At 69.4% G+C, this 25,034-nt stretch carries 23 protein-coding genes; 13 read left to right on the plus strand and 10 right to left on the minus strand.

The annotated features are described in order from the left end of the window. Nucleotides 1–67: 67 nt before the first annotated feature. From ACFY0T_RS29590 to ACFY0T_RS29610, 5 genes are all read right to left on the minus strand, one after another. Complete coding sequence (locus ACFY0T_RS29590) at nt 68–223, minus strand: hypothetical protein (protein WP_388876952.1); 156 nt, start codon at nt 221–223, stop codon at nt 68–70. A gap of 437 nt (nt 224–660) precedes the next feature. Continuing rightward, nucleotides 661–1,569, minus strand: a complete 909-nt coding sequence (locus tag ACFY0T_RS29595; RefSeq protein ID WP_388876955.1) for an amino acid ABC transporter permease — start codon at nt 1,567–1,569, stop codon at nt 661–663. Next, on the minus strand, nt 1,566–2,231 hold the full coding sequence (locus tag ACFY0T_RS29600) for an amino acid ABC transporter permease (RefSeq protein WP_388877545.1): 666 nt from the start codon (nt 2,229–2,231) through the stop codon (nt 1,566–1,568). The genes ACFY0T_RS29595 and ACFY0T_RS29600 overlap by 4 nt, the downstream gene beginning before the upstream one ends. 75 nt (nt 2,232–2,306) lie before the next feature. Continuing rightward, a complete protein-coding gene (locus ACFY0T_RS29605) occupies nt 2,307–3,152 on the minus strand; it encodes a glutamate ABC transporter substrate-binding protein (RefSeq protein ID WP_388876958.1) in 846 nt (281 codons plus the stop codon). Nucleotides 3,153–3,233: 81 nt separating this feature from the next. Then, nucleotides 3,234–4,010 carry an amino acid ABC transporter ATP-binding protein gene (locus tag ACFY0T_RS29610; protein ID WP_388876961.1) on the minus strand — a complete coding sequence of 259 codons (777 nt, stop codon included), beginning with the start codon at nt 4,008–4,010 and terminating at the stop codon, nt 3,234–3,236. A 283-nt stretch (nt 4,011–4,293) separates the two neighbouring features. Here ACFY0T_RS29610 and ACFY0T_RS29615 point away from each other — a divergent pair, with 283 nt between their 5' ends. Both ACFY0T_RS29615 and ACFY0T_RS29620 read left to right on the plus strand, forming a co-directional pair. Beyond that, a complete protein-coding gene (locus tag ACFY0T_RS29615; RefSeq protein ID WP_388876964.1) occupies nt 4,294–4,980 on the plus strand; it encodes a response regulator transcription factor in 687 nt (228 codons plus the stop codon). 9 nt (nt 4,981–4,989) lie between these two features. Then, nucleotides 4,990–6,396 carry an ATP-binding protein gene (locus ACFY0T_RS29620; protein ID WP_388876968.1) on the plus strand — a complete coding sequence of 469 codons (1,407 nt, stop codon included), beginning with the start codon at nt 4,990–4,992 and terminating at the stop codon, nt 6,394–6,396. Nucleotides 6,397–6,423: 27 nt separating this feature from the next. Here the strand turns inward: ACFY0T_RS29620 and ACFY0T_RS29625 are convergent, their stop codons facing one another. After that, nucleotides 6,424–7,419, minus strand: coding sequence for a TAXI family TRAP transporter solute-binding subunit (locus ACFY0T_RS29625; RefSeq protein ID WP_388876971.1), 996 nt, complete (start codon nt 7,417–7,419; stop codon nt 6,424–6,426). An 83-nt stretch (nt 7,420–7,502) separates the two neighbouring features. Between ACFY0T_RS29625 and ACFY0T_RS29630 the strand changes: the two genes are divergently transcribed. The 4 genes from ACFY0T_RS29630 to ACFY0T_RS29645 are packed head-to-tail and all read left to right on the plus strand — an operon-like array spanning nt 7,503 to nt 10,539. Next, nucleotides 7,503–7,907, plus strand: a complete 405-nt coding sequence (locus ACFY0T_RS29630) for a MazG nucleotide pyrophosphohydrolase domain-containing protein (protein ID WP_388876974.1) — start codon at nt 7,503–7,505, stop codon at nt 7,905–7,907. Between the two features lie 39 nt (nt 7,908–7,946). After that, a complete protein-coding gene (gene miaB, locus ACFY0T_RS29635; protein ID WP_388876977.1) occupies nt 7,947–9,470 on the plus strand; it encodes a tRNA (N6-isopentenyl adenosine(37)-C2)-methylthiotransferase MiaB in 1,524 nt (507 codons plus the stop codon). Nucleotides 9,471–9,506: 36 nt separating this feature from the next. Then, on the plus strand, nt 9,507–9,776 hold the full coding sequence (locus tag ACFY0T_RS29640) for a hypothetical protein (protein WP_388876980.1): 270 nt from the start codon (nt 9,507–9,509) through the stop codon (nt 9,774–9,776). Between the two features lie 34 nt (nt 9,777–9,810). Next, nucleotides 9,811–10,539, plus strand: a complete 729-nt coding sequence (locus ACFY0T_RS29645) for a class III extradiol dioxygenase subunit B-like domain-containing protein (RefSeq protein WP_388876983.1) — start codon at nt 9,811–9,813, stop codon at nt 10,537–10,539. 299 nt (nt 10,540–10,838) lie between these two features. Here the strand turns inward: ACFY0T_RS29645 and ACFY0T_RS29650 are convergent, their stop codons facing one another. After that, complete coding sequence (locus ACFY0T_RS29650) at nt 10,839–11,102, minus strand: antitoxin (RefSeq protein WP_388876986.1); 264 nt, start codon at nt 11,100–11,102, stop codon at nt 10,839–10,841. A 24-nt stretch (nt 11,103–11,126) separates the two neighbouring features. After that, on the minus strand, nt 11,127–11,384 hold the full coding sequence (locus tag ACFY0T_RS29655) for a hypothetical protein (RefSeq protein WP_388876989.1): 258 nt from the start codon (nt 11,382–11,384) through the stop codon (nt 11,127–11,129). A 183-nt stretch (nt 11,385–11,567) separates the two neighbouring features. On the opposite strand from ACFY0T_RS29655, the gene miaA reads away from it, so the two are divergent. The 6 genes from miaA (at nt 11,568) to hflX (ending at nt 20,145) form a co-directional block, all read left to right on the plus strand. Further along, a complete protein-coding gene (gene miaA / locus ACFY0T_RS29660; protein ID WP_388876992.1) occupies nt 11,568–12,506 on the plus strand; it encodes a tRNA (adenosine(37)-N6)-dimethylallyltransferase MiaA in 939 nt (312 codons plus the stop codon). Nucleotides 12,507–12,613: 107 nt separating this feature from the next. Further along, the gene (locus ACFY0T_RS29665; RefSeq protein WP_388876994.1) at nt 12,614–13,153 is read left to right on the plus strand and encodes a hypothetical protein; all 540 of its coding nucleotides are present in this window, start codon (nt 12,614–12,616) and stop codon (nt 13,151–13,153) included. 99 nt (nt 13,154–13,252) lie between these two features. Beyond that, nucleotides 13,253–14,122 carry a diaminopimelate epimerase gene (gene dapF / locus ACFY0T_RS29670; RefSeq protein WP_388876997.1) on the plus strand — a complete coding sequence of 290 codons (870 nt, stop codon included), beginning with the start codon at nt 13,253–13,255 and terminating at the stop codon, nt 14,120–14,122. A gap of 412 nt (nt 14,123–14,534) precedes the next feature. Further along, nucleotides 14,535–16,784, plus strand: a complete 2,250-nt coding sequence (locus ACFY0T_RS29675) for a RelA/SpoT family protein (RefSeq protein WP_388877000.1) — start codon at nt 14,535–14,537, stop codon at nt 16,782–16,784. A 152-nt stretch (nt 16,785–16,936) separates the two neighbouring features. Continuing rightward, nucleotides 16,937–18,433, plus strand: coding sequence for a M1 family metallopeptidase (locus tag ACFY0T_RS29680; protein WP_388877003.1), 1,497 nt, complete (start codon nt 16,937–16,939; stop codon nt 18,431–18,433). A gap of 215 nt (nt 18,434–18,648) precedes the next feature. Beyond that, nucleotides 18,649–20,145, plus strand: a complete 1,497-nt coding sequence (gene hflX, locus ACFY0T_RS29685) for a GTPase HflX (protein ID WP_388877006.1) — start codon at nt 18,649–18,651, stop codon at nt 20,143–20,145. Nucleotides 20,146–20,254: 109 nt separating this feature from the next. On the opposite strand, the gene ACFY0T_RS29690 is transcribed toward hflX, so the two are convergent. Both ACFY0T_RS29690 and ACFY0T_RS29695 read right to left on the minus strand, forming a co-directional pair. Further along, nucleotides 20,255–21,430, minus strand: coding sequence for a trypsin-like serine peptidase (locus tag ACFY0T_RS29690; protein ID WP_388877009.1), 1,176 nt, complete (start codon nt 21,428–21,430; stop codon nt 20,255–20,257). A 186-nt stretch (nt 21,431–21,616) separates the two neighbouring features. Continuing rightward, complete coding sequence (locus ACFY0T_RS29695) at nt 21,617–22,846, minus strand: trypsin-like serine peptidase (protein ID WP_388877012.1); 1,230 nt, start codon at nt 22,844–22,846, stop codon at nt 21,617–21,619. Between the two features lie 268 nt (nt 22,847–23,114). On the opposite strand from ACFY0T_RS29695, the gene ACFY0T_RS29700 reads away from it, so the two are divergent. Then, nucleotides 23,115–24,680 (plus strand): diaminobutyrate--2-oxoglutarate transaminase family protein, encoded by a 1,566-nt coding sequence (locus ACFY0T_RS29700; protein WP_388877016.1) that lies wholly within the window; start codon nt 23,115–23,117, stop codon nt 24,678–24,680. Nucleotides 24,681–25,034 lie beyond the last annotated feature (354 nt).

The raw sequence follows: 25,034 nt of genomic DNA on the forward strand, positions 1-25,034 counted from the left end.
TGCGTCAAGTGACGGAGGCAGCGGCGATCATGCCACTGCCTCCGTGCTGTTCATGCCACTTGAATGTTCATCGGAAGCTGGCGCCGTCGGCACCGGTTCCGAAGCTGCCCCCCACCTCGGCGGCGTTGAGCTCCTCCACGTCCTCGGCTCCGAGGACCGCGCCCGTGGTCCGCTTGCTGCGCCGCAGCCTTCCCTCCAGCCAGCTCGCGAAGCTGGTGAGCATGAATGCATTGCCCCTGCCGTCGCAGATCAGGTGGTGCTTACTGCTCGTCTCCTCGCGGTCGACTGGCCCCAACCGATGCCGGTGCCCCTATTTCCCGTGAGAGGGCTCCACGGAGGCTCGCGACCAGTCGAGTTCGCCTGCGGCGATCAGCCTGGCAAGCAGGATGCGGTGCAGCTGGTCGAAGACGCCGACCTCGTGCCACCGACCGAGTCGGCGCCAGCCTGTCTGTCCGGACCGAACCCCGAGTTCCGTCGACAGCAGTTGCCAGATGATGTCATTCCTTAGCACAGTCAGGAGGACCGGCAGGTGCCAGCCGTGGGCAGGAAGCAACTGGATTTCTGCGGTGTACCGTCGGGCTACGAAGGCCTTGGAAACACTGCGTGGGGTGGTGCGCAGTGTGCACCACCCCACGCGAAGAATCCGAGGATCGCTCGAACCTATTCCTTGATGTCGCTCCCAGGCCCAGGCGGGGCATGCCCCACCGTCTCGAGGTCCTCGATCATCTCCACTCCGACCACCGCGCCCGTGCTCTTCTTGCTGCGCCTGAGCCGGCCCTCCAACCAGCTCGCGAAGGTCGTGAGCGAGAAGTTGAGCGCGATGAAGATCACGGCGACGACCGTGAAGCTAGCGATGGTGTTGCCGTAGTAGCCGATCATCGTGTTGGCCGACGCGAGCAGCTCCGGGAAAGTGAGGACTGCGCCGCCCAGGGCAGTGTCCTTCACGATCACGACGAGTTGGCTGACGATGGCCGGGAGCATCGCGGTGACCGACTGCGGCAGCAGGATGAGCCGCATCACCTGGTTCTTGCGCAGACCGATCGCCACCGCGGCCTCGGACTGGCCCTTGGGTAGGGCCAGGATGCCGGCCCGGACGATCTCCGCGAGGACCGAGGCGTTGTACAGGACGAGGCCGGTGACCACCGCGTACAGAGGGCGATCGTCCGTACTGACGTTGGTGTAGTTGGCGTACAGGGCGAGCCCGAAGATCATCAGGACCAGCACGGGGATGGCCCGGAAGAACTCCACCACGATCGAGGCCGGTACCCGGACCCAGACGTGGTCGGAGAGCCGGGCGATACCCAGGACGGCACCGAGCGGCAGTGCGATGATCATGGCCAGCGCTGCGGCCTTCAACGTGTTCTGCAGGCCTGGCCAGATGTACGTGGACCAGGCTTCGGTGCCGGAGAAGAACGGCTTCCACAGCGACCACTCGAGCTGGCCCTTGTCGTCGAGGCTGGTGTACACCCACCACATCAGCGCCGCGAGGGCGACCACGAAGATGCCTGTGAAGAGCACGTTCCGCCGCTTGGCGCGTGGCCCCTGGGCGTCGTAGAGAATGGAACTCATCGCTTCACCGCCACCTTCTTGCCCACCCAGCCGAGGATCAGACCGGTCGGCAGCGTCAGGATCACGAAGCCCAGGGCGAAGACCGCTGAGATCGGGATGAGTTGGGCTTCCTTCTCGACCATCGTCTTCATCAGCGTCGCTGCCTCGGCGACGCCGATCGCGGCGGCCACCGTGGTGTTCTTCGTGAGCGCGATCAGAACGTTCGTCAGCGGGCCGACGGACGAACGGAACGCCTGCGGCAGCACGACCAGCCGGAGCACCTGGGAGAAGCTGAGGCCGATCGCGCGGGCCGCCTCCGCCTGCCCGACCGGCACCGTGTTGATGCCGGACCGCACCGCCTCGCACACGAACGCCGACGTGTAGGCGATCAGACCGAGAACGGCGAGCCGGAAGTTGACCGTGTCGGTGATCTGCGAGCCGAGGTTGACACCCAGGGTCTGGTACAGGCCCAGCGACGTGAAAAGGATGATCACGGTCAACGGAATGTTCCGCACGGTATTCACATAAACGGTGCCGAAACCGCGCATCAGAGGCACGGGGCCGACCCGCATGGCAGCCAGCAGAGTGCCCCAGACCAACGAGCCGACGGCGGCGAGCAGAGTCAGCTGCACCGTCGTCCAGAAGGCCCCCAGCAGGTCGTAACCTTCAAGAAAGTCGAACACGATCTCCCGCGCTTCCGCGTGTAGGGATGCCCCGGTGCGCCGTCGCGGAGGACGGCGCACCTGTCAGGCGTTACTTCAGCTCTTGACGTCGCCGATCTTCGGCGCGGGCTCGTTCTTGTAGTTCGCCGGGCCGAAGTTCTTCTTCACGGCCGTGTCCCAGGAGCCGTCGGAGACCATGTCCTCGAGAGCCTTGTTGATCTTGGCCTTGAGGTCGCTGCCCTTCTCGACGCCGATGCCGTAGTTCTCATTGGTCATCTTGAAGCCGCCCAGCTTGAACTTGCCCTTGTACTGGGTCTGGGAGGCGTAACCGGCGAGGATCGAGTCATCCGTCGTGAGCGCGTCGATGGCGCCGCTCTGCAGACCGGTCAGACATGCCGAGTAGGTCGGGTACTGCTGCAGCTGGGCCTTGGGCGCCAGCTTGTCCTTGACGTTCTGCGCCGAGGTCGAACCGGTCACCGAGCACAGCTTCTTGCTGTTGAGGTCCGACGGCGACTTGATGGAGGTGTCGTCGGCGCGGACCAGAACGTCCTGGTGGGCCAGCAGGTACGGGCCGGCGAAGTCGACCGACTTCTCGCGCTCCGGGGTGATCGAGTACGAGGCGGCGATGAAGTCGACGTCACCACGCTTCAGCATGGTCTCGCGGTCGGCGCTCTTCGCCTCCTTCCACTCGATCTGGTTCGCGCTGTAGCCGAGCTTCTTCGCGACATACGTGGCGACGTCGACGTCAAAGCCGGAGTAGCCCTGCGGCGTCTTCTGGCCGATGCCCGGCTGGTCGAACTTGATGCCGATGGTGATCTTCTTGCCGTCGCCACCGGAGCTCGAGCCGCTGTCGCTGTCGTTGTTGTCACCGCCACACGCGGTCGCGGTCAGTGAGAGGACGAGTGCAGCGGCGGCCGCGGCGGTGACCTTGCGGAGCTTCATGGTGAACATCCTTTGACTGGTGAAGAGATGCGGGCCCGTCAGGGGCGGGTGACGCAGGTCGTCAGAGACGTGATGTGACCGTCAGTGGTGAAGGATCTTCGACAGGAAGTCCTTGGCCCGGTCACTGCGGGGATTGCTGAAGAACTGGTCCGGCACAGCCTCTTCGACGATGCGACCGTCGGCCATGAAGACCACCCGGTTGGCAGCCGAACGAGCGAAGCCCATTTCATGGGTGACGACGATCATGGTCATGCCGTCGCGGGCGAGCTGCTGCATGACCTCCAGGACCTCGTTGATCATCTCCGGGTCGAGGGCCGAGGTCGGCTCGTCGAAGAGCATGACCTTGGGGTCCATCGCCAGCGCCCGCGCGATGGCGACGCGCTGCTGCTGGCCGCCAGAGAGCTGCGCGGGGTACTTGTCCGCCTGCGTGGCCACGCCCACGCGGTCGAGCAGGGCGCGCGCCTTCTCCTCGGCCTGCTTCTTGTCAGCCTTGCGGACCTTGATCTGGCCCAGCATCACGTTCTCGAGCACGGTCTTGTGCGCGAAGAGGTTGAAGGACTGGAAGACCATGCCCACGTCGGCCCGCAGCCGGGCGAGCGCCTTGCCCTCCGCGGGCAGCGGCTTGCCGTCGATCGAGATGTCGCCCGAATCGATCGTCTCAAGGCGGTTGATGGTGCGGCACAGGGTGGACTTCCCGGACCCGGAGGGCCCGATGACCACGACGACCTCGCCACGGGCGATCGTCAGGTCGATGTCCTGGAGCACGTGCAACGCGCCGAAGTGCTTGTTGACGCTCTTCAGGACGACCAGTTCGTCGGTCGCGGCCACAGCGTCCTTGGCCACCGATACTTCGGTCATCGCTTTAAGGCTCCGTCCTCCTCGGTTTCGGAGGACAGTAGTAACCCGGTACGACCAGCGTCATTACATCTGAGGGGAACTTGAGCATCACGATCCGGTAGCAATCGGACACGTGTCGTAGCAGTCGTATGCGGCCGCGTACCGGCTGGGTAACGGAAGCCCTCCGCAACCCGAAGCCACTTGACGCCGTCCTTATCCTTCGGCGTGACTTCCATGGTGCACGCGCGCGTGTAGCGCGTCTACAAGCCGAGACCGTACGACCGATGAACCGAAGGGGGCCGGAATGAGACTGCTCCTTGTCGAGGACGACAACCATGTCGCCGCCGCCCTGTCCGCGGTGCTGGCGCGGCACGGCTTCGACGTCACGCACGCGCGCAGCGGCGAGGAGGCCCTCCAGGCGCTGGTTCCGGAAAGCGACGGGTTCGGCGTCGTCCTGCTCGACCTGGGCCTGCCCGACCAGGACGGCTACGAGGTCTGCGGCAAGATCCGCAAGCGGACCAGCACCCCGGTGATCATGGTCACCGCGCGCGCCGACGTACGCTCCCGGATCCACGGCCTCAACCTCGGCGCCGACGACTACGTGGTGAAGCCGTACGACACGGGGGAACTGCTCGCCCGTATCCACGCCGTCAGCCGGCGCAGCGTCCCCGACGACGCCTCGGCCCCCGGCGACACCGCGCTGCAGCTCGGTCCCGTGCACATCGAACTCCCGAACCGCCAGGTCACCGTGGACGGTTTGGTTGTCCAACTGACCCGCAAGGAGTTCGACCTTCTCGCGCTGCTGGCCCAGCGCCCCGGAGTGGTGTTCCGCCGGGAACAGATCATCAGCGAGGTGTGGCGGACCAGTTGGGAGGGGACCGGGCGCACCCTGGAGGTGCATGTCGCGTCCCTGCGCTCCAAACTGCGCATGCCGGCGCTGATCGAGACCGTGCGCGGCGTCGGGTACCGGCTCGTCGCCCCGACGTCGTAGCGGGCACGGGTGCGCACACGTCTTCTCCCGCTGCTCATCGTCCTGATGGCCGCCGTGCTGCTCGCGCTCGGCCTTCCGCTCGCCGTGAGCGTCGCGGCCGCCCAGCAGCAGCGGGTGGTCGTCGACCGCATCGACGACACGGCGCGCTTCGCGGCCCTCGCCCAGTTCGTCACCGATCCGCCGACCGGCTCCCAAGCCAGCATCATCGACGAACGCGGCGAGACCCTGAGCAAGGAACTCGCCCGCTACTACAGCGTGTACGGCATCCGCGCCGGGGTCTTCTACCGCAATGACAAGCCCATGGCCAATGCCCCGACGAACTGGCTCCTGCCCAAGACCGGTGAAGGGCGCGACGCGTTCAACGAGGCGCTCTTCAGCCGCCGCAGCCACGACCCGGAGCAGGTCTGGCCGTGGCAGCGCAAGCGTCTCGTCGTCGCCTCCCCAGTCATCAGGGACGGTGACGTCATGGCCGTCGTCGTCACGGACTCGCCCACCGGGCAGATGCGTTCGAAGATCCTGCGCGGCTGGCTGCTCATCGGCGCGGGCGAGATCGCGGCGATGCTCATCGCCCTCGGCGCGGCGCTGCGCCTCACCGGCTGGGTGCTCAGACCCGTACGCGTCCTCGACGCCACCACGCATGACATCGCGACCGGACGTCTGAAGTCCCGGGTCGCGGCGGCCGGCGGTCCGCCGGAACTCAGGCGCCTGGCCCGGTCGTTCAACGAGATGGCGGACAACGTCGAGGACGTGCTGGAGCAGCAGCGCGCCTTCGTCGCCGACGCCTCGCACCAGCTGCGCAACCCGCTCTCGGCGCTGCTGCTGCGCATCGAGCTGCTCGCCCTCGAACTGCCAGAGGGCAATGAGGAGATCGCCTCGGTCCGCACCGAGGGCAAGCGCCTCGCCCAGGTCCTCGACGACCTCCTCGACCTGGCGCTCGCCGAGCACGCCGAGGCGGACGTGCGCCTCACCGACATCGGTGCGCTGACGGCCGAGCGCGTGGCGTCCTGGCAGCCGCTCGCCGAGATCAAGGGCGTACGGCTGGCGGGGACCTGCCCGGCCACCACCGCCTGGGCCGACCCGGTCACGCTGTCCAGCGCCCTGGACGCGGTCATCGACAACGCGCTGAAGTTCACCCCCGAGGGGGAGAGCGTCGAGGTGAAGGTGGCCTCGAACGGCGAGGTCTCGACCATCGTGGTCACCGACGGCGGCCCCGGCCTCAGCGACGAGGACCTGGCCCGCATCGGCGACCGCTTCTGGCGCAGCGCGGGGCACCAGAACATCAAGGGCTCCGGCCTCGGCCTGTCCATCTCGCGGGCGCTGCTCGCGGCGGGCGGCGGCTCCATCGCGTACGCCCATCACGAGCCGCACGGCTTGAGGGTGACGGTGACGGTGCCGAGGTCGGCGCCGGCGTCCTGAGACGAGGGACCCCTCAGGAGAGGGATGCTACGGCTTGATCGACCGGTAGTAGCGTCGCGCGCCTTCGTGCAGCGGCAGTGGATCCGTGTAGATGGCCGTTCGCAGGTCCACCAGCTGCGCGGCGTGCACCGCGGCGCCGATGTAGTCGCGGCTGGCGATCACCGTGCGGGTGAGCTCTTCGGTGAGCCCCGCGTCCGCGTCCTCCCGGGTGATCAGGTAGTTCGCCACGGCCAGCGTCTGCACGGACCGGCCGCGCTGCGCCCTGGGATAGGCGTCGGCGGGCATCACCGCGGCCCGGTAGTAGCGGGAGGGGCCGCCCTGCTCGTGGAGCTTCTTGATGAGGTCGCTGCCGATCGGCACCAGCCTGATGTCAAAGCTCTTGGAGAGCTCCAGCACCGCACTCGTCGGCAGGCCACCCGACCAGAAGAAGGCGTCGATCTTGTGCCGCTTGATCAGGTCGGGCATGGTCGCGATGCCGTCGGCCAGCGGCTTGATGTCCTTGTCGGAGTCGAGTCCGGCCGCCTGGAGCACATGGGTCGCTATCAGCCGTACGCCGGAACCACTCGGCCCCACGGCGACCTTCTTGCCCCGCAGGTCCGCCACGGACCGCACGGACGACGATCGCGGGACCACCAGGTGCACATAGTCGTCGTAGAGCCGGGCGCAGCCGCGCAGCCGGCCCGCTCCCGGCTTGTTCTCCAATATGTACGTCTCCACCGCGTCGGCCGCCGCGATGGTGAAGTCGGCCTTCCCCGTGGCCACGCGCCGGACGTTCTCCTGTGACCCGTCGCTGTTCAGCAGCCGTACGTCCACGCGCGGCATGTCCTTGGCGATGGCGCCCTGAAGGAGCGTGCCGTACTTCTGGTAGACCCCGGTCGGCGTGCCCGTGCTGAACGTGATCGTCCCGCTCGGGGACTCCTCGCCCGGCAGCAGCCACCACAGCAGAAGCCCGAAGACCGCGAAAGCGGCCGCCGAGCCGAGCAGCGCGCGGCGCCGGCCGATGCGGGGGAGTGCCTGGAACATGCGCGCGATCCTGCCAGCCCGGGGGCGGTCCTGACCAGGGCAGGGCCGACAAGGGGACCCCGGCGCATCGATAGGGTCGCCGGATGCAGCCCTCTCCCGCCTCCCTGGTCCGTGAATTCCACCTCGCCTTCGGCCTCGACGCCCGCAGCACGCCGACGGAGGTCTCCCCGGAGCTGGCCGCCCACCGCGGTGAACTGCTCGCCGAGGAGGCCGCCGAAGTCGCCGAGGTCTCGGTCACCGGCCCGCTCGACCGGCTGGCGCACGAGCTGGCAGACGTCGTCTACGTGGCGTACGGCACGGCACTCGTCCACGGGATCGACCTCGACGCGGTGATCGCCGAGGTCCACCGGTCCAACATGACGAAGCTGGGCCCCGAGGGCCGGGTCGCCCGCAGGGCCGACGGCAAGGTCCTCAAGGGCGACCACTACCGCGCCCCGGATGTCTCGGAGATCCTGCGCCGCCAGGGCTGGACGGCCGCTGGGGCATAGGGGGCGGGAGGTACTCCGGGCACCGCCTACCCTTGTCACATGAGCAGCGGCGACCGGAGTCAGGCAGTGGACGTTCAGCAATCCAAGACGTACGAAGTGCGCACCTACGGGTGCCAGATGAACGTCCATGACTCCGAACGGCTCTCCGGGCTCCTCGAAGACGCCGGTTACGTGCGCGCCCCCGAGGGGTCGGACGGCGACGCGGACGTGGTCGTCTTCAACACCTGCGCCGTACGGGAGAACGCCGACAACCGGCTGTACGGCAACCTCGGCCGCCTCGCGCCGATGAAGACGAAGCGCCCCGGGATGCAGATCGCCGTCGGTGGCTGTCTCGCGCAGAAGGACCGCGACACCATCGTGAAGAAGGCGCCCTGGGTGGACGTCGTCTTCGGGACGCACAACATCGGCAAGCTGCCGGTCCTCCTGGAGCGCGCCCGCGTCCAGGAGGAGGCGCAGGTCGAGATCGCCGAGTCCCTCGAGGCGTTCCCGTCGACGCTGCCGACCCGCCGCGAGAGCGCGTACGCCGCCTGGGTCTCCATCTCGGTCGGCTGCAACAACACCTGCACCTTCTGCATCGTCCCGGCGCTGCGCGGCAAGGAGAAGGACCGCAGGACCGGCGACATCCTGGCCGAGATCGAGGCCCTGGTCGGCGAGGGCGTCTCCGAGATCACTCTGCTCGGGCAGAACGTAAACGCTTACGGGAGCGACATCGGCGACCGCGAGGCCTTCAGCAAGCTGCTGCGGGCCTGCGGGCAGATCGAGGGCCTGGAGCGCGTGCGCTTCACCTCGCCGCACCCGCGCGACTTCACCGACGAAGTCATCGCCGCCATGGCGGAGACGCCGAACGTGATGCCGCAGCTGCACATGCCGCTCCAGTCCGGCTCGGACACCGTCCTGAAGGCGATGCGCCGCTCGTACCGCCAGGAGCGCTACCTCGGGATCATCGAGAAGGTGCGGGCCGCCATCCCGCACGCGGCGATCACCACCGACATCATCGTGGGCTTCCCCGGCGAGACCGAGGAGGATTTCGAGCAGACCCTGCATGTGGTCCGCGAGGCCCGCTTCGCGCAGGCGTTCACCTTCCAGTACTCCAAGCGCCCGGGGACCCCGGCCGCCACCATGGACAACCAGATCCCCAAGGAGGTCGTCCAGGCGCGCTACGAGCGTCTCGTCGCCCTCCAGGAGGAGATCTCCTGGGACGAGAACAAGAAGCAGGTCGGCCGCACCATGGAGCTGATGGTCGCCGAGGGCGAGGGCCGCAAGGACGGCGCCACGCACCGCCTCTCCGGCCGCGCCCCCGACAACCGCCTCGTCCACTTCACCAAGCCCGACGAAGAGGTGCGCCCCGGCGACGTGGTCACCGTCGAGATCACCTACGCCGCCCCGCACCACCTGCTCGCCGAGGGTGCCGTCCTGAACGTGCGCCGCACGCGCGCGGGGGACGCGTGGGAGAAGCGCAACGCCGCCGAGGCCGCGAAGCCGGCGGGCGTCATGCTGGGGCTGCCGAAGATCGGGGTTCCGCAGCCCCTGCCGGTGGCTACGGGTGGATGCGGGTGCGACTGAGTTCCTGGCACACTGCGTGACAGCATGGAGCGCCACATGTTGCCGCACAGCGTTGAGTTCACCGAGCGGGCTGCACTCGTGCGCGACAGTCTGCCCACGGAGCGGCGGGATCTGCTGGAGCGAGGCCTCGCCATACTGGTGACCGACCCGCGGCACAAGCTCTCGCACCCCGTCGGCGGCAATGAGGCAACCCGCGAGATCGCCCTGTCGCGGAACCTGTTCATCGAGTACGTGATCAGCGACGGCAAGCTCGTGGTGCTCGTCCTCACGCTCATCGATCTCACGGACGTGCTGATCGAGGAGTGACGCTCGACCGTCGCTCGGGGTTACGCTGCCGATCATGCTTGTAGCCGCCGCAGTCTGCCCTTGCCCCCCGGTGCTCGTCCCCGACGTCGCCGCCGGTGCGGCGCCCGAGCTGGACGCCGCGCGCGCGGCGTGCAAGGACGCGCTGGGCGTGCTCGCCGCCTCCCGCCCGGACCTGCTGGTCGTCGTGGGCCCCGCGGAGCAGAGCGGGCGCGGACCGCACCCACAAGGCACGCGGGGCTCGTTCCGCGGATTCGGTGTCGATCTCGACGTACGCCTCGGGGGAGACAAGCCGGGGCCAGTGGCCGCGGAGCGTTCGGAACGTGTGCTTCCGCCCTCGCTCGCCGTGGCCGCGTGGCTGCTGCAACGCACGGGCTGGGCGGACGCCCCCGTCGAAGGTCTCGGGGTGGGGGAACCTCTCGAGGCCGAGCGGTGTATCCAAGTCGGAGGGGAAATCGGTGGCCGGGCGGAGAGGGTGGCACTGCTGGTGATGGGGGACGCCAGCGCGTGCCGGACGCTCAAGGCGCCGGGCTATCTCGACGAGCGGGCGGCGGGCTTCGACGCGGAGGTCGCGCGTGCGCTGGGCGCGGCGGACGTGGCGGCCCTCAAAGCGCTGGATTCCGAGCCGGCGTACCAGCTGAAGGTCTCCGGTCGAGCCCCCTGGCAGGTCCTCGCGGGCGCGGCCGAGGGCGCGGGGCTGGGCGGCGCGCTCCTCTACGACGATGCGCCGTACGGGGTGGGGTATCTGGTGGCGGCCTGGTCGTAACGGTCCTTCTCAAGAAAGTCGCCGCCCGCTGGGCCGTATGTGTCTGAACACGGTCCCGAGCGGATTTGGTCGCCTCAGGCCGAGGCGCTGCGGGCGGTTGTACGGGCCTCAGGACGCCCGTGGGGACTTGGCGGTCAGGGACCGTGTGGGCACCCCGTGGGGACGTGGCCGCCTGGGGTCGCGGCTGACACGGCCCCGAGCCGACTCGGCCCTCTGGGCTTCTGAGGCTGCAGGGGCCTGAACACGGCGGACGGCCGGGAGCGCTGGATGCTCCGCGGCCGTCCGACGATGTGTGCTGCTCAGGAAGCCGGAGGCGGGGGTGGCGCGTCCGGCGGATTCGTGGCGCCGCCACTGTCCTTGTGCGCGAGTCGGTCCATGGCGCCCTTCGCCTTGCCCGTGCCCGTCTGGATCTTGTCGCTGTACTTGTGCTTGGTCTTCTCGTCGACCACCTTCGCGGCCTTGTCGAGACCGTGACTGACCTTGTTCTCGTACTGGTGTGCGAGGTGCGAGACCTTGTCCTTGGCAGGCGCCAGCTTGGCTTTCAAATCGTGCAGGAGACCCATGGTCCACCTTCCCTCGCGGGACAGTTACTTGCGGGCGCCTTCGCCGGCCTCGTTGTCGGCGGCCTTCTCGGCGGTCTGCTGCTGGGGGATCTCGACGTCCTCCCCGGTGGCGGCCTCGGCGGTCTCCTCCGTCGCGGCCTCACCCTCGGTCTCGGACGAACCCTTCACTTCTTCCGCCACCTCTGCCTCGGTCTCGGCCGTCAGTGTGTCGGCCTGCGCCTCGGCGGTTGACGCCTCCTCCGTAGCCTTCGACCTCCGGAGAAGTCGTGCAAAAACGCCCATATCCGCTCCATACGTTACTCGTGAGGGCGAAATCCCGCGTTGCCCAGTGCGTCCCATTGCGTCGCCCGGGTCACCGGTCCTCGAAAACCGGCGGCTGGAACCTCGCAACAGGCAACGACCCCGGACGCGTGACGTCACGTAGCTCGTTCGAGGAGAGGCTGTGAGGTTTGCGAGACTAGGGCGGTGAGTAGCGCACCCCCCGCCCCCCGGGTCATCGCCGTCGTCGGACCGACCGCCGCAGGAAAGTCCGATCTGGGCGTTTTCCTCGCCCAACGTCTCGGAGGTGAGGTCGTCAACGCCGACTCCATGCAGTTGTACCGAGGGATGGACATCGGCACCGCCAAGCTGACGCCCGAGGAGCGTGGAGGGATCCCGCACCACCTCCTGGACATCTGGGACGTGACGGTCACGGCCAGCGTCGCCGAGTACCAGCGGCTCGCCCGCGCCCGCATCGACGCACTGCTCGCCGAGGGCCGCTGGCCGATCCTGGTGGGCGGCTCCGGGCTGTACGTCCGTGGGGCCGTCGACAACTTGGAGTTCCCCGGCACCGACCCCGAGGTACGGGCTCGCCTGGAGGAGGAGCTCACGCTGCGCGGTTCCGGCGCGCTGCACGCGCGTCTGGCCATGGCCGACCCCGAGGCCGCCCACGCGATCCTGCCCAGCAACGGTCGCCGTATCGTCCGCGCCCTCGAAGTCATCGAGATCACCGGAAAGCCCTTCACCGCCAATCTCCCGGGCCACGACTCGGTGTACGACACGCTCCAGATCGGCGTCGACGTGGCGCGCCCCGAGCTCGACGAGCGCATCGCGCGCCGGGTCGACCGGATGTGGGCGGCGGGGCTCGTCGACGAGGTGCGTGCCCTTGAGACGCAGGGCTTGCGCGAGGGGCGCACGGCCTCGCGCGCGCTCGGCTACCAGCAGGTGCTCGCGGCGCTCGCGGGGGAGTGCACCGAGGAAGAGGCGCGTGCCGAGACCGTGCGCGCCACCAAGCGCTTCGCGCGCCGTCAGGATTCGTGGTTCCGGCGCGACCCGCGGGTGCATTGGCTCAGTGGGGCTGCGGCGGATCTCACGGAACTCCCCGAGCTCGCGCTGGCGTTGGTCGAACGACCGGTTACAGCCTGATCACGTCATGGCATCGGGACGCTCCGGCCGTCATCCCGGCCTCCTGTGCCGTGCCATCATCGAGCTTCGATCGACCAGTGAAGTCCGAGTTGGGAGGGCGCGTGGCGATGGAGGCCAGCCCTCGCGACACTGCACGAGACACCGAACCCGGTGTCGATCCGGACGGAGATCGTCTGAGCATCGATCCGGGCGTCGATCCTGGCATTGAGATGGATCTGGGCGGGGAGCGTCTGAGTTCCGACGGCCCCGAGGACACCCCGGGCGGGGTGACCGCCGACGGGCCCGCGCCCGACGAGATGTCCCCGGAGCCCGAGGTCGAGGTCGAGCTGCGCCCGCAGCGCCGGCTGCGCCTCTGGCAGCTCGCACCCATCGTGGCGCTGGCCGCGACCGGCTCGCTGATGTTCGCCTTCCCGCTCGCCTTCGAGTTCGGTGACGGCGGTGCCGTGGTCGCCATGCTCGGCCTGCTGATCTGCTCGTGCGCCGCGGGCTGGGGCATGATGGCCGCCCGCCGGGTCGGCTACACCTGGCCAGGGTTCCCGCAGCGCGGCTCCGGCCGCCGTCTGGACTGGCGGGTCGTGCTCACCTACGTCGTGGTGGTCGCGGCGGTGGCGGTGCTCGCGGTGTGGCGCGTGGCTCGGCTGCGCTGACCCCAGGCAGGGCTTGGCGGCGCTGACCCCAGGCAGGGCCCGGCTGCGCCGACGCCCCACGTGGGCCGGAGTGTCGTACCGACCCCGTACGATCGAGGAATGAGCACGCGGATTGCCTTCCTCAAGGGCCACGGGACCGAGAACGACTTCGTGATCATCCCGGACCCGGAGAACGTCATCGACCTGCCCCCGGCCGCCGTCGCGGCCCTGTGCGACCGCCGCGCGGGCATCGGTGGCGACGGTCTGCTGCATGTCGTACGGTCCGCCGCGCACCCCGAGGCCAAGAAGATGGCGGCCGAGGCGGAGTGGTTCATGGACTACCGCAACGGCGACGGCTCGGTCGCGGAGATGTGCGGCAACGGGGTGCGTGTGTTCGCGCGCTACCTCCAGCGCGCCGGACATGTGGCCGAAGGGGACATCGCGGTCGCCACACGCGGCGGCGTGAAGACCGTCCACCTCGCCAAGGACGGAGACGTGACCGTCGGCATGGGCAAGGCGCTCCTCCCCGAAGGGGACGTCACCGTGAGTGTCGGCGAGCGCAGCTGGCCCGCGCGCAACGTCAACATGGGCAACCCGCACGCCGTCGCCTTCGTGGACGACCTCGCGCACGCCGGCAACCTGTTCGCGCCGCCGCCGTTCAGGCCGACGTCGGCGTACCCGGACGGGGTCAACGTCGAGTTCGTGGTTGACCGGGGGCCGCGGCACGTGGCCGTGCGGGTCCACGAGCGCGGCGCCGGTGAGACCCGCTCGTGCGGCACGGGCGCGTGCGCGGTGGCCGTCGCCGCGGCCCGGCGCGACGGCGCCGACCCGGCCGTGACCGGGACCCCGGCGACGTACACCGTTGACGTACCCGGCGGACGCCTGGTGATCACCGAGCGGGCGGACGGCGAGATCGAGATGACGGGCCCGGCGGTGATCGTCGCCGAGGGCGAGATCGACGCGGAGTGGCTCGCCGCGGCGCGCCGCTGAGCCTTCCTGGGGTTCGCACCGCGCACGCCTGAGCCTTCGCGGGGCTCGGCGCCGTACTTTCCCCAGCCTCTCGACGTCGTGGGTCGCTCGAGCCTTCCTGGGACTCGGCGTCGTGCCCGGCCCCTCGACGCGGTGCGTCGCCAGAGCTTCCCTCAGGCTGGGCTCCGCGCACCCCTGAGCCGGCGCGCGCCGCGGCGTCGTACCTCCCGCCCCTTCCAAAAAGTTCGAAACCGTAAACCCCTGAACCTTCCCTCGAATGGGTGATCCGTTTCACGCTCGGCGAGAGGCGGTCAGCCGGGCGTGGTGGGCTCGGTAGCATCAAGCACCGGCCCGGACGGGGGATCGACGCCATCCCCTGAGCCGTGTTCGCCATGGGGCACCCGTCCGCCGGTCTACGCAGCCGGAGGTGCCCATGAGTGCGGAGGCGACGAATCCCGCGACGCCAGGCCCTGCAATGCCCTCGCCCAAGCTCTCGGCTTCGCTCGAGCAGGGGGTACCCCCATCGCACCGCAGGAAGGGCCGTCCCCGGATCGATCTGCGCCGCCTGGGCCGGGCCGCGTTGCTCGGCCCCGCGGCCCGCGACCGGCTGCCCGACGCGATCGGCCATGTGGCCGAGGCCCACCGCGCCCACCACCCCGACGCGGACCTGGAGCCATTGCGCCGGGCGTACGTCCTCGCCGAGTCCTCGCACCGCGGTCAGATGCGCAAGAGCGGCGAGCCCTACATCACGCACCCGCTCGCCGTGACCCTGATCCTCGCCGAACTCGGCGCGGAGACCACGACACTGACCGCCTCCCTGCTCCACGACACCGTCGAAGACACGGAAGTGACGCTCGATCAGGTGCGTGAGGAGTTCGGCGAAGAGGTCTGCTACCTGGTCGACGGCGTCACCAAGCTGGAGAAGGTCGACTACGGGGCTGCCGCCGAGCCGGAAACGTTCCGCAAGATGCTGGTCGCGACCGGCAACGACGTCCGCGTGATGTCGATCAAACTCGCGGACCGGCTGCACAATATGCGGACCCTCGGCGTCATGCGCCCCGAGAAACAGGCACGCATCGCCAAGGTGACCCGGGACGTTCTGATCCCGCTCGCCGAACGGCTCGGCGTCCAGGCGCTCAAGACCGAACTGGAAGACCTCGTCTTCGCGATCCTGCACCCGGAGGAGTACGAGCACACCAGGGAGCTGATCGCCGACAACGCGGCACGTGACGACGATCCGCTCGCGGAGATCGCGGAGGAGGTGCGCACGGTGCTGCGCGACGCCGGGATCCAGGCCGAAGTCCTCATAAGGCCACGGCACTTCGTCTCCGTGCACCGCGTGTCGCGGAAGCGTGGCCCCATGCGCGGCGCCGACTTCGGACGGCTCCTGGTGCTCGTGAACGAGGATGCCGACTGCTACGGGGTCCTCGGCGAACTGCACACCTGTCTCACTCCGGTGGTCTCGGAGTTCAAGGACTTCATCGCCGTCCCCAAGTTCAACCTGTACCAGTCGCTGCACACGGCCGTCGCGCGCGGCGACGGCGAGGTAGCCGAAGTCCTCATCCGCACCCACCAGATGCACAAGGTCGCCGAGGCCGGGGTCATCGCGCTCGGCAATCCCTACGCTCCTCCTTCGGAGGAGCAGGCGGACGGCGACGGAGAGCGCCCCTCGGGCAGCGGTCGCCCCTCGGACATCGGGCGCCCCTCGGACGGCGCGCGCTCGTCCGACGGCGGGCGCTCCTTCGACGGCGAGCGCGCCGACCCCACCCGTCCCGGCTGGCTCTCCCGGCTCCTCGACTGGCAGGAAGCCGCACCGGACCCGGACACGTTCTGGTCGACGCTGCGCGAAGACCTCGCCCAGGACCGCGAGATCACCGTCTTCCGCGCCGACGGCGGCTCATTGGGGCTTCCGGAGGGCGCCAGTTGTGTGGACGCGGCGTACGCGCAGTACGGCGAGGACGCGCACGCCTGCATCGGAGCCCGCGTCAACGGCCGCCTGGCGACGCTGAGTACGGTTCTGAAGGACGGTGACACCGTTCAACTCCTCATGGGTCAGGACCCCGCCTCCGAGCCCTCCAGGGAGTGGCTGGAGCACGCCCACACGCCCGCCGCGCGGATCGCCATCCAGCGTTGGATGGCCGCCCACCCTGCACCCAGCGACACGGAGACTCCGGAGGCCCCGGCCGCGACCCCCCGGCCGGCCCCCGACGCGCGCGCCGCACGGCCCGCCGCGAACGCCGTCGTCGACCAGCCCGGCGCGTCCGTACGGCTCGCGGGCTGTTGTACGCCCGTACCGCCCGACGAGGTGACCGGCTTCGCCGTGCGCGGGGGAGTGGTGACCGTCCATCGCGTGGAGTGCGCCGGAGTGGCGCGCATGAAGGGCACGGGGCGCGCGGAGGTCGGCGTGCGCTGGGGTGACACCACCGAGTGCCGGGTCACGCTGGTCGCGGAGTCCTTCGGGCGCCCGCACCTGCTCGCCGACCTCACCGAAGCCATCGCCCTGGAGGGCGTCGCCATCGTCTCGGCGACCGTCGAGCCCCCCAGCCAGCAGCGCGTCCGCCACACGTACACGCTCCAACTCCCGGACGCGGCGCACCTTCCCGGGCTCATGCGGGCGATGCGCAATGTGCCGGGGGTGTACGACGTGAGCCGGGCGCAGCATCCGGCGGCGGCCGCGCAATGAGCCTCCCTCAGCATCCCTGAGGTGCCCCAGGTCTCCCCGCCGACGCTTCTGCAGGCCTCCGTGTCGACCCGTTGGCCTCCGTACCGACCCGTTCGGGTGGGCCCGGCGCGAGTCGTCACCGCGCGACGGGTGCGCGCTGGTAGCGGTGGTCCATGCTGCTCACCCCCCGCCCCAGGATCCCCCGTCCCCCGACACGCCGCATCAAGGCGGCCCTCCTGGCCTCGGCCGTCTCCGTCTGCCTGATCGCCGCGAGCGCTCCCAACCCGGCCGCGTCCGTCGGCGTCGGCGACCGTCTCTTCCCGCACCTGGGCAACCCCGGATACGACGTCAAGTCGTACGACCTCGCCTTCACCTACCCCGGTACCAACAGCAAGCCGCTCGCGGCGGTCACCACGATCGACGCCGTGACGTCGTCCCGGCTCGAACGCGTCAATCTCGACTACGCGCACGGAACGGTGGGATCGGTCGAGGTCAATGGGGTGCCTGCGACGTTCACGAGCGCCGGGGAGGACCTGGTCGTGACGCCCGCGCGGCCGGTTCCCGCGGGCAGCTGGATGCACATCACCGTGCGCCACACCAGCGACCCGGTGGTCACCAAGGGCCAGGACGGCGGCTGGGTGCAGACCAAGGACGGGCTCGCGATGGCCAACCAGGCCGACGCCGCGCATCTTGTCTTCCCGTGCAGCGACCACCCGTCCGACAAGGCGATGTTCACCATCCATGTCACCGCGCCCAACGGGTACACGGCCGTCGCCAACGGACTCCCGGCCGGAGCGGACCGTACCCGCCGGTCCACCACCTGGACGTACCGCACCGAACACCCCATGGCGACGGAACTGGCCCAGGTGTCCATCGGCCGCTCCACGGTGCTGCACCGGACCGGGCCGCACGGCCTGCCCGTACGCGATGTCGTGCCCACCAAGGACAGCAAGACGCTTGAACCATGGCTCAAGAAGACCCCCGACCAGATCGCGTGGATGGAGGGGAAGGTCGGCAGGTACCCCTTCGAGACGTATGGGCTGCTCATGGCCGAGGCGAAGACGGGCTTCGAACTGGAGACACAAACACTTTCTCTCTTCGAGAGAAAGCTCTTTACCGAGCCCGTGTACCCCCAGTGGTACGTCGAGTCGATCATGGTGCACGAGCTGTCGCACCAGTGGTTCGGCGACAGCGTCAGCCCCCGCACCTGGTCCGACCTGTGGCTCAACGAGGGACACGCCACCTGGTACGAGGCCCTGTACGCCGAAGAGAAGGCGCACAAGCCCATGGAGGCGCGGATGAAGGCTGCCTACGGCGCGTCCGACACCTGGCGGGCCGTCGGAGGGCCGCCCGCGGAACCGAAGGGGCCGGAGCCCGGCCAGAAGATCAGCATCTTCCGGCCGAACGTCTACGACGGCGCGGCGCTGGTCCTGTACGCGCTGCGCCAGGAGATCGGGCGCCCCGCCTTCGAGCGCCTGGAGCGGACCTGGGTGAACGTCCACCGCGACGGTGTCGCCTCGACGGCCGACTTCGAGGAGCTCTCGTCCGCCCTCGCCGCTCGCGATCTGAGCGGGTTCTTCAAGGCGTGGTTGTACGGCGAGAAGACTCCGCCGATGCCGGGCCACCCGGACTGGAAGAGCGACGCCCCGCAAGCGCGTAAGGGCTCCTGACAAGCGTGTACGGGCCTCTGACATGCGCGTACGGGCCTTTGATAACTCGCGTGACGAGACGGGCCGTGCCGTGCGACCATCTTCGAGTCGGCGGCACGGCCCCTCGGGGGGTTGGCCCGGCGGAAACCGGGAATCTCCCGGAAGCCTCGGATGTTGTTCCCTGTGACGGGTGACATCCGTCGCCGCATCGCTGTCCCCATCGACGTAAGGATCCAATGACCTCCTCTTCTTCCCCTTCCCAGGACGCGCAGAGCTTCGCGCAGAACTACCCCGAAGGTCTTCGGGCCGATGCCCTGATGGAAGAGGACGTCGCCTGGAGCCACGAGATCGACGGAGAGCGGGACGGCGATCAGTTCGACCGCTCCGAGCGCGCGGCCCTGCGCCGCGTGGCGGGCCTCTCCACCGAGCTCGAGGACGTCACCGAGGTCGAGTACCGACAGCTCCGCCTGGAGCGCGTGGTGCTCGTCGGTGTCTGGACCACGGGAACCATTCAGGACGCGGAGAACTCGCTCGCCGAGCTGGCAGCCCTCGCGGAGACGGCGGGCGCGCTCGTGCTCGACGGCGTCGTCCAGCGCCGCGACAAGCCCGACGCGGCCACGTACATCGGTTCCGGCAAGGCCTATGAGCTGCGGGACATCGTCCTGGAGACCGGTGCCGACACCGTGATCTGCGACGGTGAGCTGAGCCCCGGCCAGCTGATCCACCTCGAAGACGTCGTCAAGGTCAAGGTCATCGACCGTACGGCCCTGATCCTCGACATCTTCGCTCAGCACGCCAAGTCCCGGGAGGGCAAGGCGCAGGTCGCGCTCGCGCAGATGCAGTACATGCTGCCGAGGCTGCGAGGCTGGGGTCAGTCGCTGTCCCGTCAGATGGGCGGCGGCAAGGGCGGCGGCCTCGCCACCCGTGGTCCCGGTGAGACCAAGATCGAGACGGACCGGCGCCGTATCCGCGAGAAGATGGCGAAGATGCGCCGGGAGATCGCGGCCATGAAGACCGGCCGCGAGATCAAGCGCCAGGAGCGCCGTCGCCACAAGGTGCCTTCGGTCGCCATCGCCGGATACACCAACGCGGGCAAGTCCTCGCTGCTCAACCGCCTCACGGGCGCGGGCGTGCTCGTCGAGAACGCGCTGTTCGCGACCCTCGACCCGACCGTGCGCCGGGCCGAGACCCCAGGCGGGCGGCTGTACACGCTGACCGACACGGTCGGCTTCGTACGCCACCTGCCACACCACCTGGTCGAGGCCTTCCGCTCCACGATGGAAGAGGTCGGCGACTCCGACCTGATCCTGCACGTGGTGGACGGTTCGCATCCGGCGCCGGAGGAGCAGCTGGCCGCCGTGCGCGAGGTGGTCAGGGACGTCGGCGCCACCGCCGTCCCGGAGATCGTCGTGATCAACAAGGCGGACGCCGCCGACCCGCTGACGCTCCAGCGGCTGATGCGGATCGAGAAGCGTTCCATCGCGGTCTCGGCCCGTACCGGCCAGGGCATCGACGAGCTGCTGGCGCTCATCGACAACGAGCTGCCGCGCCCCTCGGTCGAGATCGAGGCGCTCGTGCCGTACACGCACGGCAAGCTGGTCGCCCGTGCGCACACCGAGGGTGAGGTGATCTCCGAGGAGCACACCCCGGAGGGCACGCTGCTCAAGGCGCGGGTGCACGAGGAACTGGCAGCGGATCTGGCGTCGTACGTTCCGGCGCCGGCGCTCCGGTGACGAGCGTAGCCGCGCCGCGGTAACGACGTACCCGCGCTCTCGTACGAACGTACGGAGGCCCGCCCCCTCGCAGGGGGCGGGCCTCCGTCGTCTGTGCGTGAGCGACCGCCTACTGGCCCCCGTACTCCTTGCTCATGTTCTCGTAGAGCGCCTCGGCGCCCCGGCCCAGCTGCGGACCCGCCAGCCAGCTGTTGTCGGACGGGCCGATCGACGTGTTCGAGACGAGCTTCGTCTCACCGTCGACGACACGGAACCAGCCGCCGCCGGACGAGCCGCCGGTCATGGTGCACCCGATGCGGTACATCGTCGGCAGGGTCGGGTCCAGCGAGAGGCGGCCCGGCTTGTCGACGCACTTGAACATGCTCAGGCCGTTGTAGGGCGGCGCGGCCGGATAGCCCCAGGCGCCCATCGCGCTGACGTCCTGGGCGGACGGCGCGGAGAAGTCCACGGCCAGCGCGTTGCCGACCGTCTCCTCGAGGGACTTGGTGCCCTGCTCCGGCTTCACGTGCAGCACGGCGTAGTCGTACGGAGCGCCCGCGCCGCCCGTCTCGTCGCCGCCGGAGATCCACTCGTTGGAGGTGGCGGCCCAGTTGGCCCACCACTGGCCGTAGGGGGCGATCTCGGACGCCGTTGCGTCGCCCAGCTCGGACTCGGACTTGCCGAGGTCGTTGTAGGACGGGACGAACGCGATGTTGCGGTACCAGCCGCCGCTGCCACCGGCGTGCACGCAGTGGCCCGCGGTCCACACGAGGTTGGACTTGCCGGGGTGGTTCACGTCCTTGATGACCGTGCCCGAGCAGACCATCGAGCCCTCGGGGGAGTCGAAGAAGACCTTCCCGACCGGAGCGGCGTGGTCGTGGTACGGGGTCTCCTCGGCTTTGGCCTCGACCGGCGCCGGGTCCGGGTCGCTGACTCCCTGGTCGGCCGCCGCGTCCTTCGCCGAGATCGTCTTGTCCGGGTCCTTGGCGGACTTCATCCGCTCGGGCTTCCACAGCCCCTCGATCACCGGGTTGACGAAGTCCTTGGCCTCACTGAGCCACTTGTCCTTGTCCCAGTTCTTCCAGCCGCCGTTCTCCCACTGATCGACATCGATCCCGTGCTCTTTGAGCTTGTCCTTGATGTCGTCCGGGATCTTGATCTTGTCGTCGCCGCCCTGGGAGGCGGACGCGGTGGACTCGCCGCTCGCCTTGTCGTCGCCCGGGCCGCAGGCGGTGGCGGTCAATGCGAGGACCGCCACCAGGCCGGTGGCGGCGAGGAGACCGCGCCGCCTTCTTGAGGAACGCATGGTGCTGTAACCCCCGTTGAGCTCTATGTCATGTGCTTGTCAGGCGTGGGGTGGCTCTCCGCGAAATCCGCCCGGACGCGACACCCCACTATGCCTGCGCAGTTGGGGACTAACGGCGGTGGACCGGTGAAGGTTCCTGCGAGCAGGCCCACCGCCGTCTGTCCGAACCCTGTTACGTCAGGCGCATCACTGTCCGGCGAACTTCTTGCTCACCGAGTCGTAGACACCCTTGGCCACATCTCCCAGGCGCGGGCCCGCCAGCCAGCCGAACTTGACCGGGCCGATCGAGGTGTTGGACACCAGCGCCGGCTTGCCGTCCGACCCCGTGGCCACCCAGCCGCCACCGGACGAGCCACCGGTCATGGTGCACCCGATGCGGTACATCGTCGGATCGGACTGCGTGACCGAGAGCCGTCCCGGCCTGTCCGAGCACTGGTACAGCTTCTGACCGTCGAACGGCGCCGCCGCCGGGTAGCCGGTCGCCGTGATGCTCGACACCTTGGGCACGGCCGGAGCGTTGAAGTTCACCGGAAGCGCCGAACCGACCGTCTCCTCCAGGGACTTGCCCCCGCTGCCCTTCTCCGGAGTCACATGCAGCACGGCGAAGTCGTACGGGGCTCCCTGGCCGCCGGTGGAACCGCCCTGCTCGATCCACTGGTCCGAGGTCTGCGCCCAGTCGCTCCACCAGACGCCGTACGGAGCGACCTCCTGGCGCGTGGCCTTCTGCAGCTGAGCCGACGTCTTGCCGGAGTCGTTGTACGAGGGCACGAAGGCGATGTTGCGGTACCAGCCGCCCTTCTTGCCGGCGTGCACGCAGTGGCCCGCGGTCCACACGAGGTTGGACTTGCCCGGGTGCGCCGGGTCCTCGACCACGGTCGCCGAGCAGACCATCGTGCCCTCGGGGGAGTCGAAGAACACCTTGCCGGCCTCGGGCACGCTGTCGTGGTAGGCGGTCTTCACGGCCTGCGCGGTCACGGCAGCCGGTTCCGGGTCGGTGACGCCCTGGTCACCGGAGAGGTCGCTGTCGTCGACGCCCTTGTTCTTGTCCGGGTCGTCGGCGCCGCGCATCCGGTCCGGGTCCCACAGCCCCTTGATGATCGGGTTGATGAAATCGTCGGCCTCGCGCAGCCAGTCGTCCTTGTTCCAGTTCTTCCAGGCGCCGTTCTTCCACTTGTCGATGTCGATCCCGTGCTGCTTGAGCTTGTCCTTGATGTCGTCCGGGATCTTGATCTTGTCGTCGCTGCTTTGGGTGGCGGACGCGGTGGCCCCACCGCCCGCCTTGTCGTCGCCCGAGTTGCAGGCGGTGGCGGTCAGCGCCAGCGCCGCGGTGAGGCCGACGGCGGCCAGCACGGGGGAGGTTCTGCGGCGCGTGCCCCTCCCCCGGCGAGCGGCGAAGGGCGGGCGTATCGATCGCATGGAGTAACTCCCCCTGGGCGTAAGTGAACTGTGCGCTGCCGGTGAGCGCCGACCAGCCTTGATCATTCGGTACGGCCGAACGGCACCAAAGACTATGCGGTCGCTGTGGGGGACATCCGACGGAACGGCAACGGTTCCGTCACGGCAAGGATCTTCGACTCACCCGCTTCCCCTCGCGGGCCGCGTCGTTGGTACGTACGGGGGGCCTGCCGCCTGCGTTCAGAGCCCCCCGCCAACTCGCCTCTGGACAGCGGGAGGACCTGTAGTCGTGGCCGTGACCGAGTCTGCGGTGGTGCCGGTGGGGGCGCCCGGAGTGACGGAGGGGGCGCGGGAGGGTGGTGCCGCAGCGTCCGAGAGGGCGCGCGCGGCCCACGAGGGGATTCTGCGGCGCCAGTCGGCGCGCGAGTCGGCGGCGCGCACCTATGCGCGCGCCCTTCCGATCGTTCCCGTGCGGGCGCGCGGGCTGACGATCGAGGGAGCCGACGGGCGCCGCTATCTCGACTGTCTCTCGGGCGCCGGGACTTTGGCCCTCGGGCACAACCATCCGGTGGTCCTGGAGGCCATCAGAAAGGTCCTCGACTCGGGGGCTCCGCTGCACGTTCTCGACCTCGCCACGCCCGTGAAGGACGCCTTCACCACCGAGTTGTTCCGCACGCTTCCGCCCGGGCTCGCCGACCGCGCGCGGGTCCAGTTCTGCGGACCGGCCGGGACGGACGCCGTTGAGGCCGCGTTCAAGCTGGTGCGCGCGGCCACCGGGCGCACGGGGATGCTCGCGTTCACCGGTGCCTACCACGGGATGACCGCGGGGGCGCTCGAAGCATCCGGGGGCGCGACCGAGGTGCGAGTCGCGCGCCTGCCCTATCCGCAGGACTACCGCTGCCCGTTCGGCGTCGGCGGCGTGCGGGGTGCCGAACTCGCCGCCCGCTGGACCGAGTCCGTGCTCGACGACAGCAAATCGGGCGTACCGCGCCCCGCCGGGATGATCCTCGAACCCGTTCAGGGCGAGGGCGGGGTGATCCCCGCGCCCGACGACTGGATGCGCCGGATGCGCGAGATCACCGCGTCGCGCTCCATCCCCCTGATCGCGGACGAGGTCCAGACCGGCGTCGGCCGGACCGGCACCTTCTGGGCGGTGGAACACAGCGGGATCACACCGGACGTGATGGTCCTGTCCAAGGCCATCGGCGGCAGCCTGCCGCTGGCCGTCGTCGTCTACCGCGAGGACCTGGACCTCTGGCAACCCGGCGCCCACGCGGGCACGTTCCGCGGCAACCAGCTCGCCATGGCCGCGGGCACGGCGACCCTCGCGTACGTCCGCCAGAACGGTCTCGCCGGGCGCGCCGAAACGCTGGGAGCCCGCATGCTGGCCCAACTCCGAAAACTCGCCCATGAGTTCCCCTGCATCGGTGACGTACGCGGTCGAGGCCTGATGATCGGCCTCGAACTCGTGGACCCCGAAGCACCCCCGCATCCCGCCGCCGACAGTCCCTACCCCGCCGCCCCCGAACTCGCCGCCGCAGTCCAACGAGAGTGCCTGCGCCGAGGCTTGATCGTGGAACTGGGCGGCCGTCACTCCAGCGTGGTACGCCTCCTCCCTCCTCTGACCATCACCGACGAGCAGGTGACCGCGGTACTCGACCGGCTGGCGGACGCGGTGGGGGCGGTGGCGCGCGGGGGCTTGGGCCGTGAGGGGAATGGGGCTCATGGGGTCGCTGGGCCTCGCGGTGTCGACGAGTCTCACGGTGCCGATGGGCCTCGTAGTGCAGGTGGGACCTGTGGTGAGGGCGGACCTCGCGGTGACGGTTGGGGGTTGGGGCGCTGGCGGACGCCGTAGTGCCGGGGCGGCGCTGACGGAGGTGTTGTCGTGCACGAGGCGCCGGTCGGCCCGTCGGCTCGGGAGTCCGTCGTACGAAGCTGGGGCCGGGCCGCAGGATCGCGCTTACGCACCGCGCAGCTGGTCCCAGGCCGAGCGCCGGCCAACCCAAGCCGAGCGCCGCCCAACCAAAGGCGCGTCCGCCCACTCGTGCCCCCACACGGATCGGACCAGCGCCACCCAGCCGCCCCACCCGGCCCCGTGCCCCCGACCCGTTGAAACCCGGACTCCTCACGCAGACCACCACCACCTCGACCAGAACCACCACCCCCACCCGAATCCACAGGAACGCCGAAGGCTCAACGCACGCCAGTA

Origin of the sequence: Streptomyces sp. NPDC001530, assembly GCF_042894545.1 — a bacterium.
Lineage (GTDB): Bacteria > Actinomycetota > Actinomycetes > Streptomycetales > Streptomycetaceae > Streptomyces.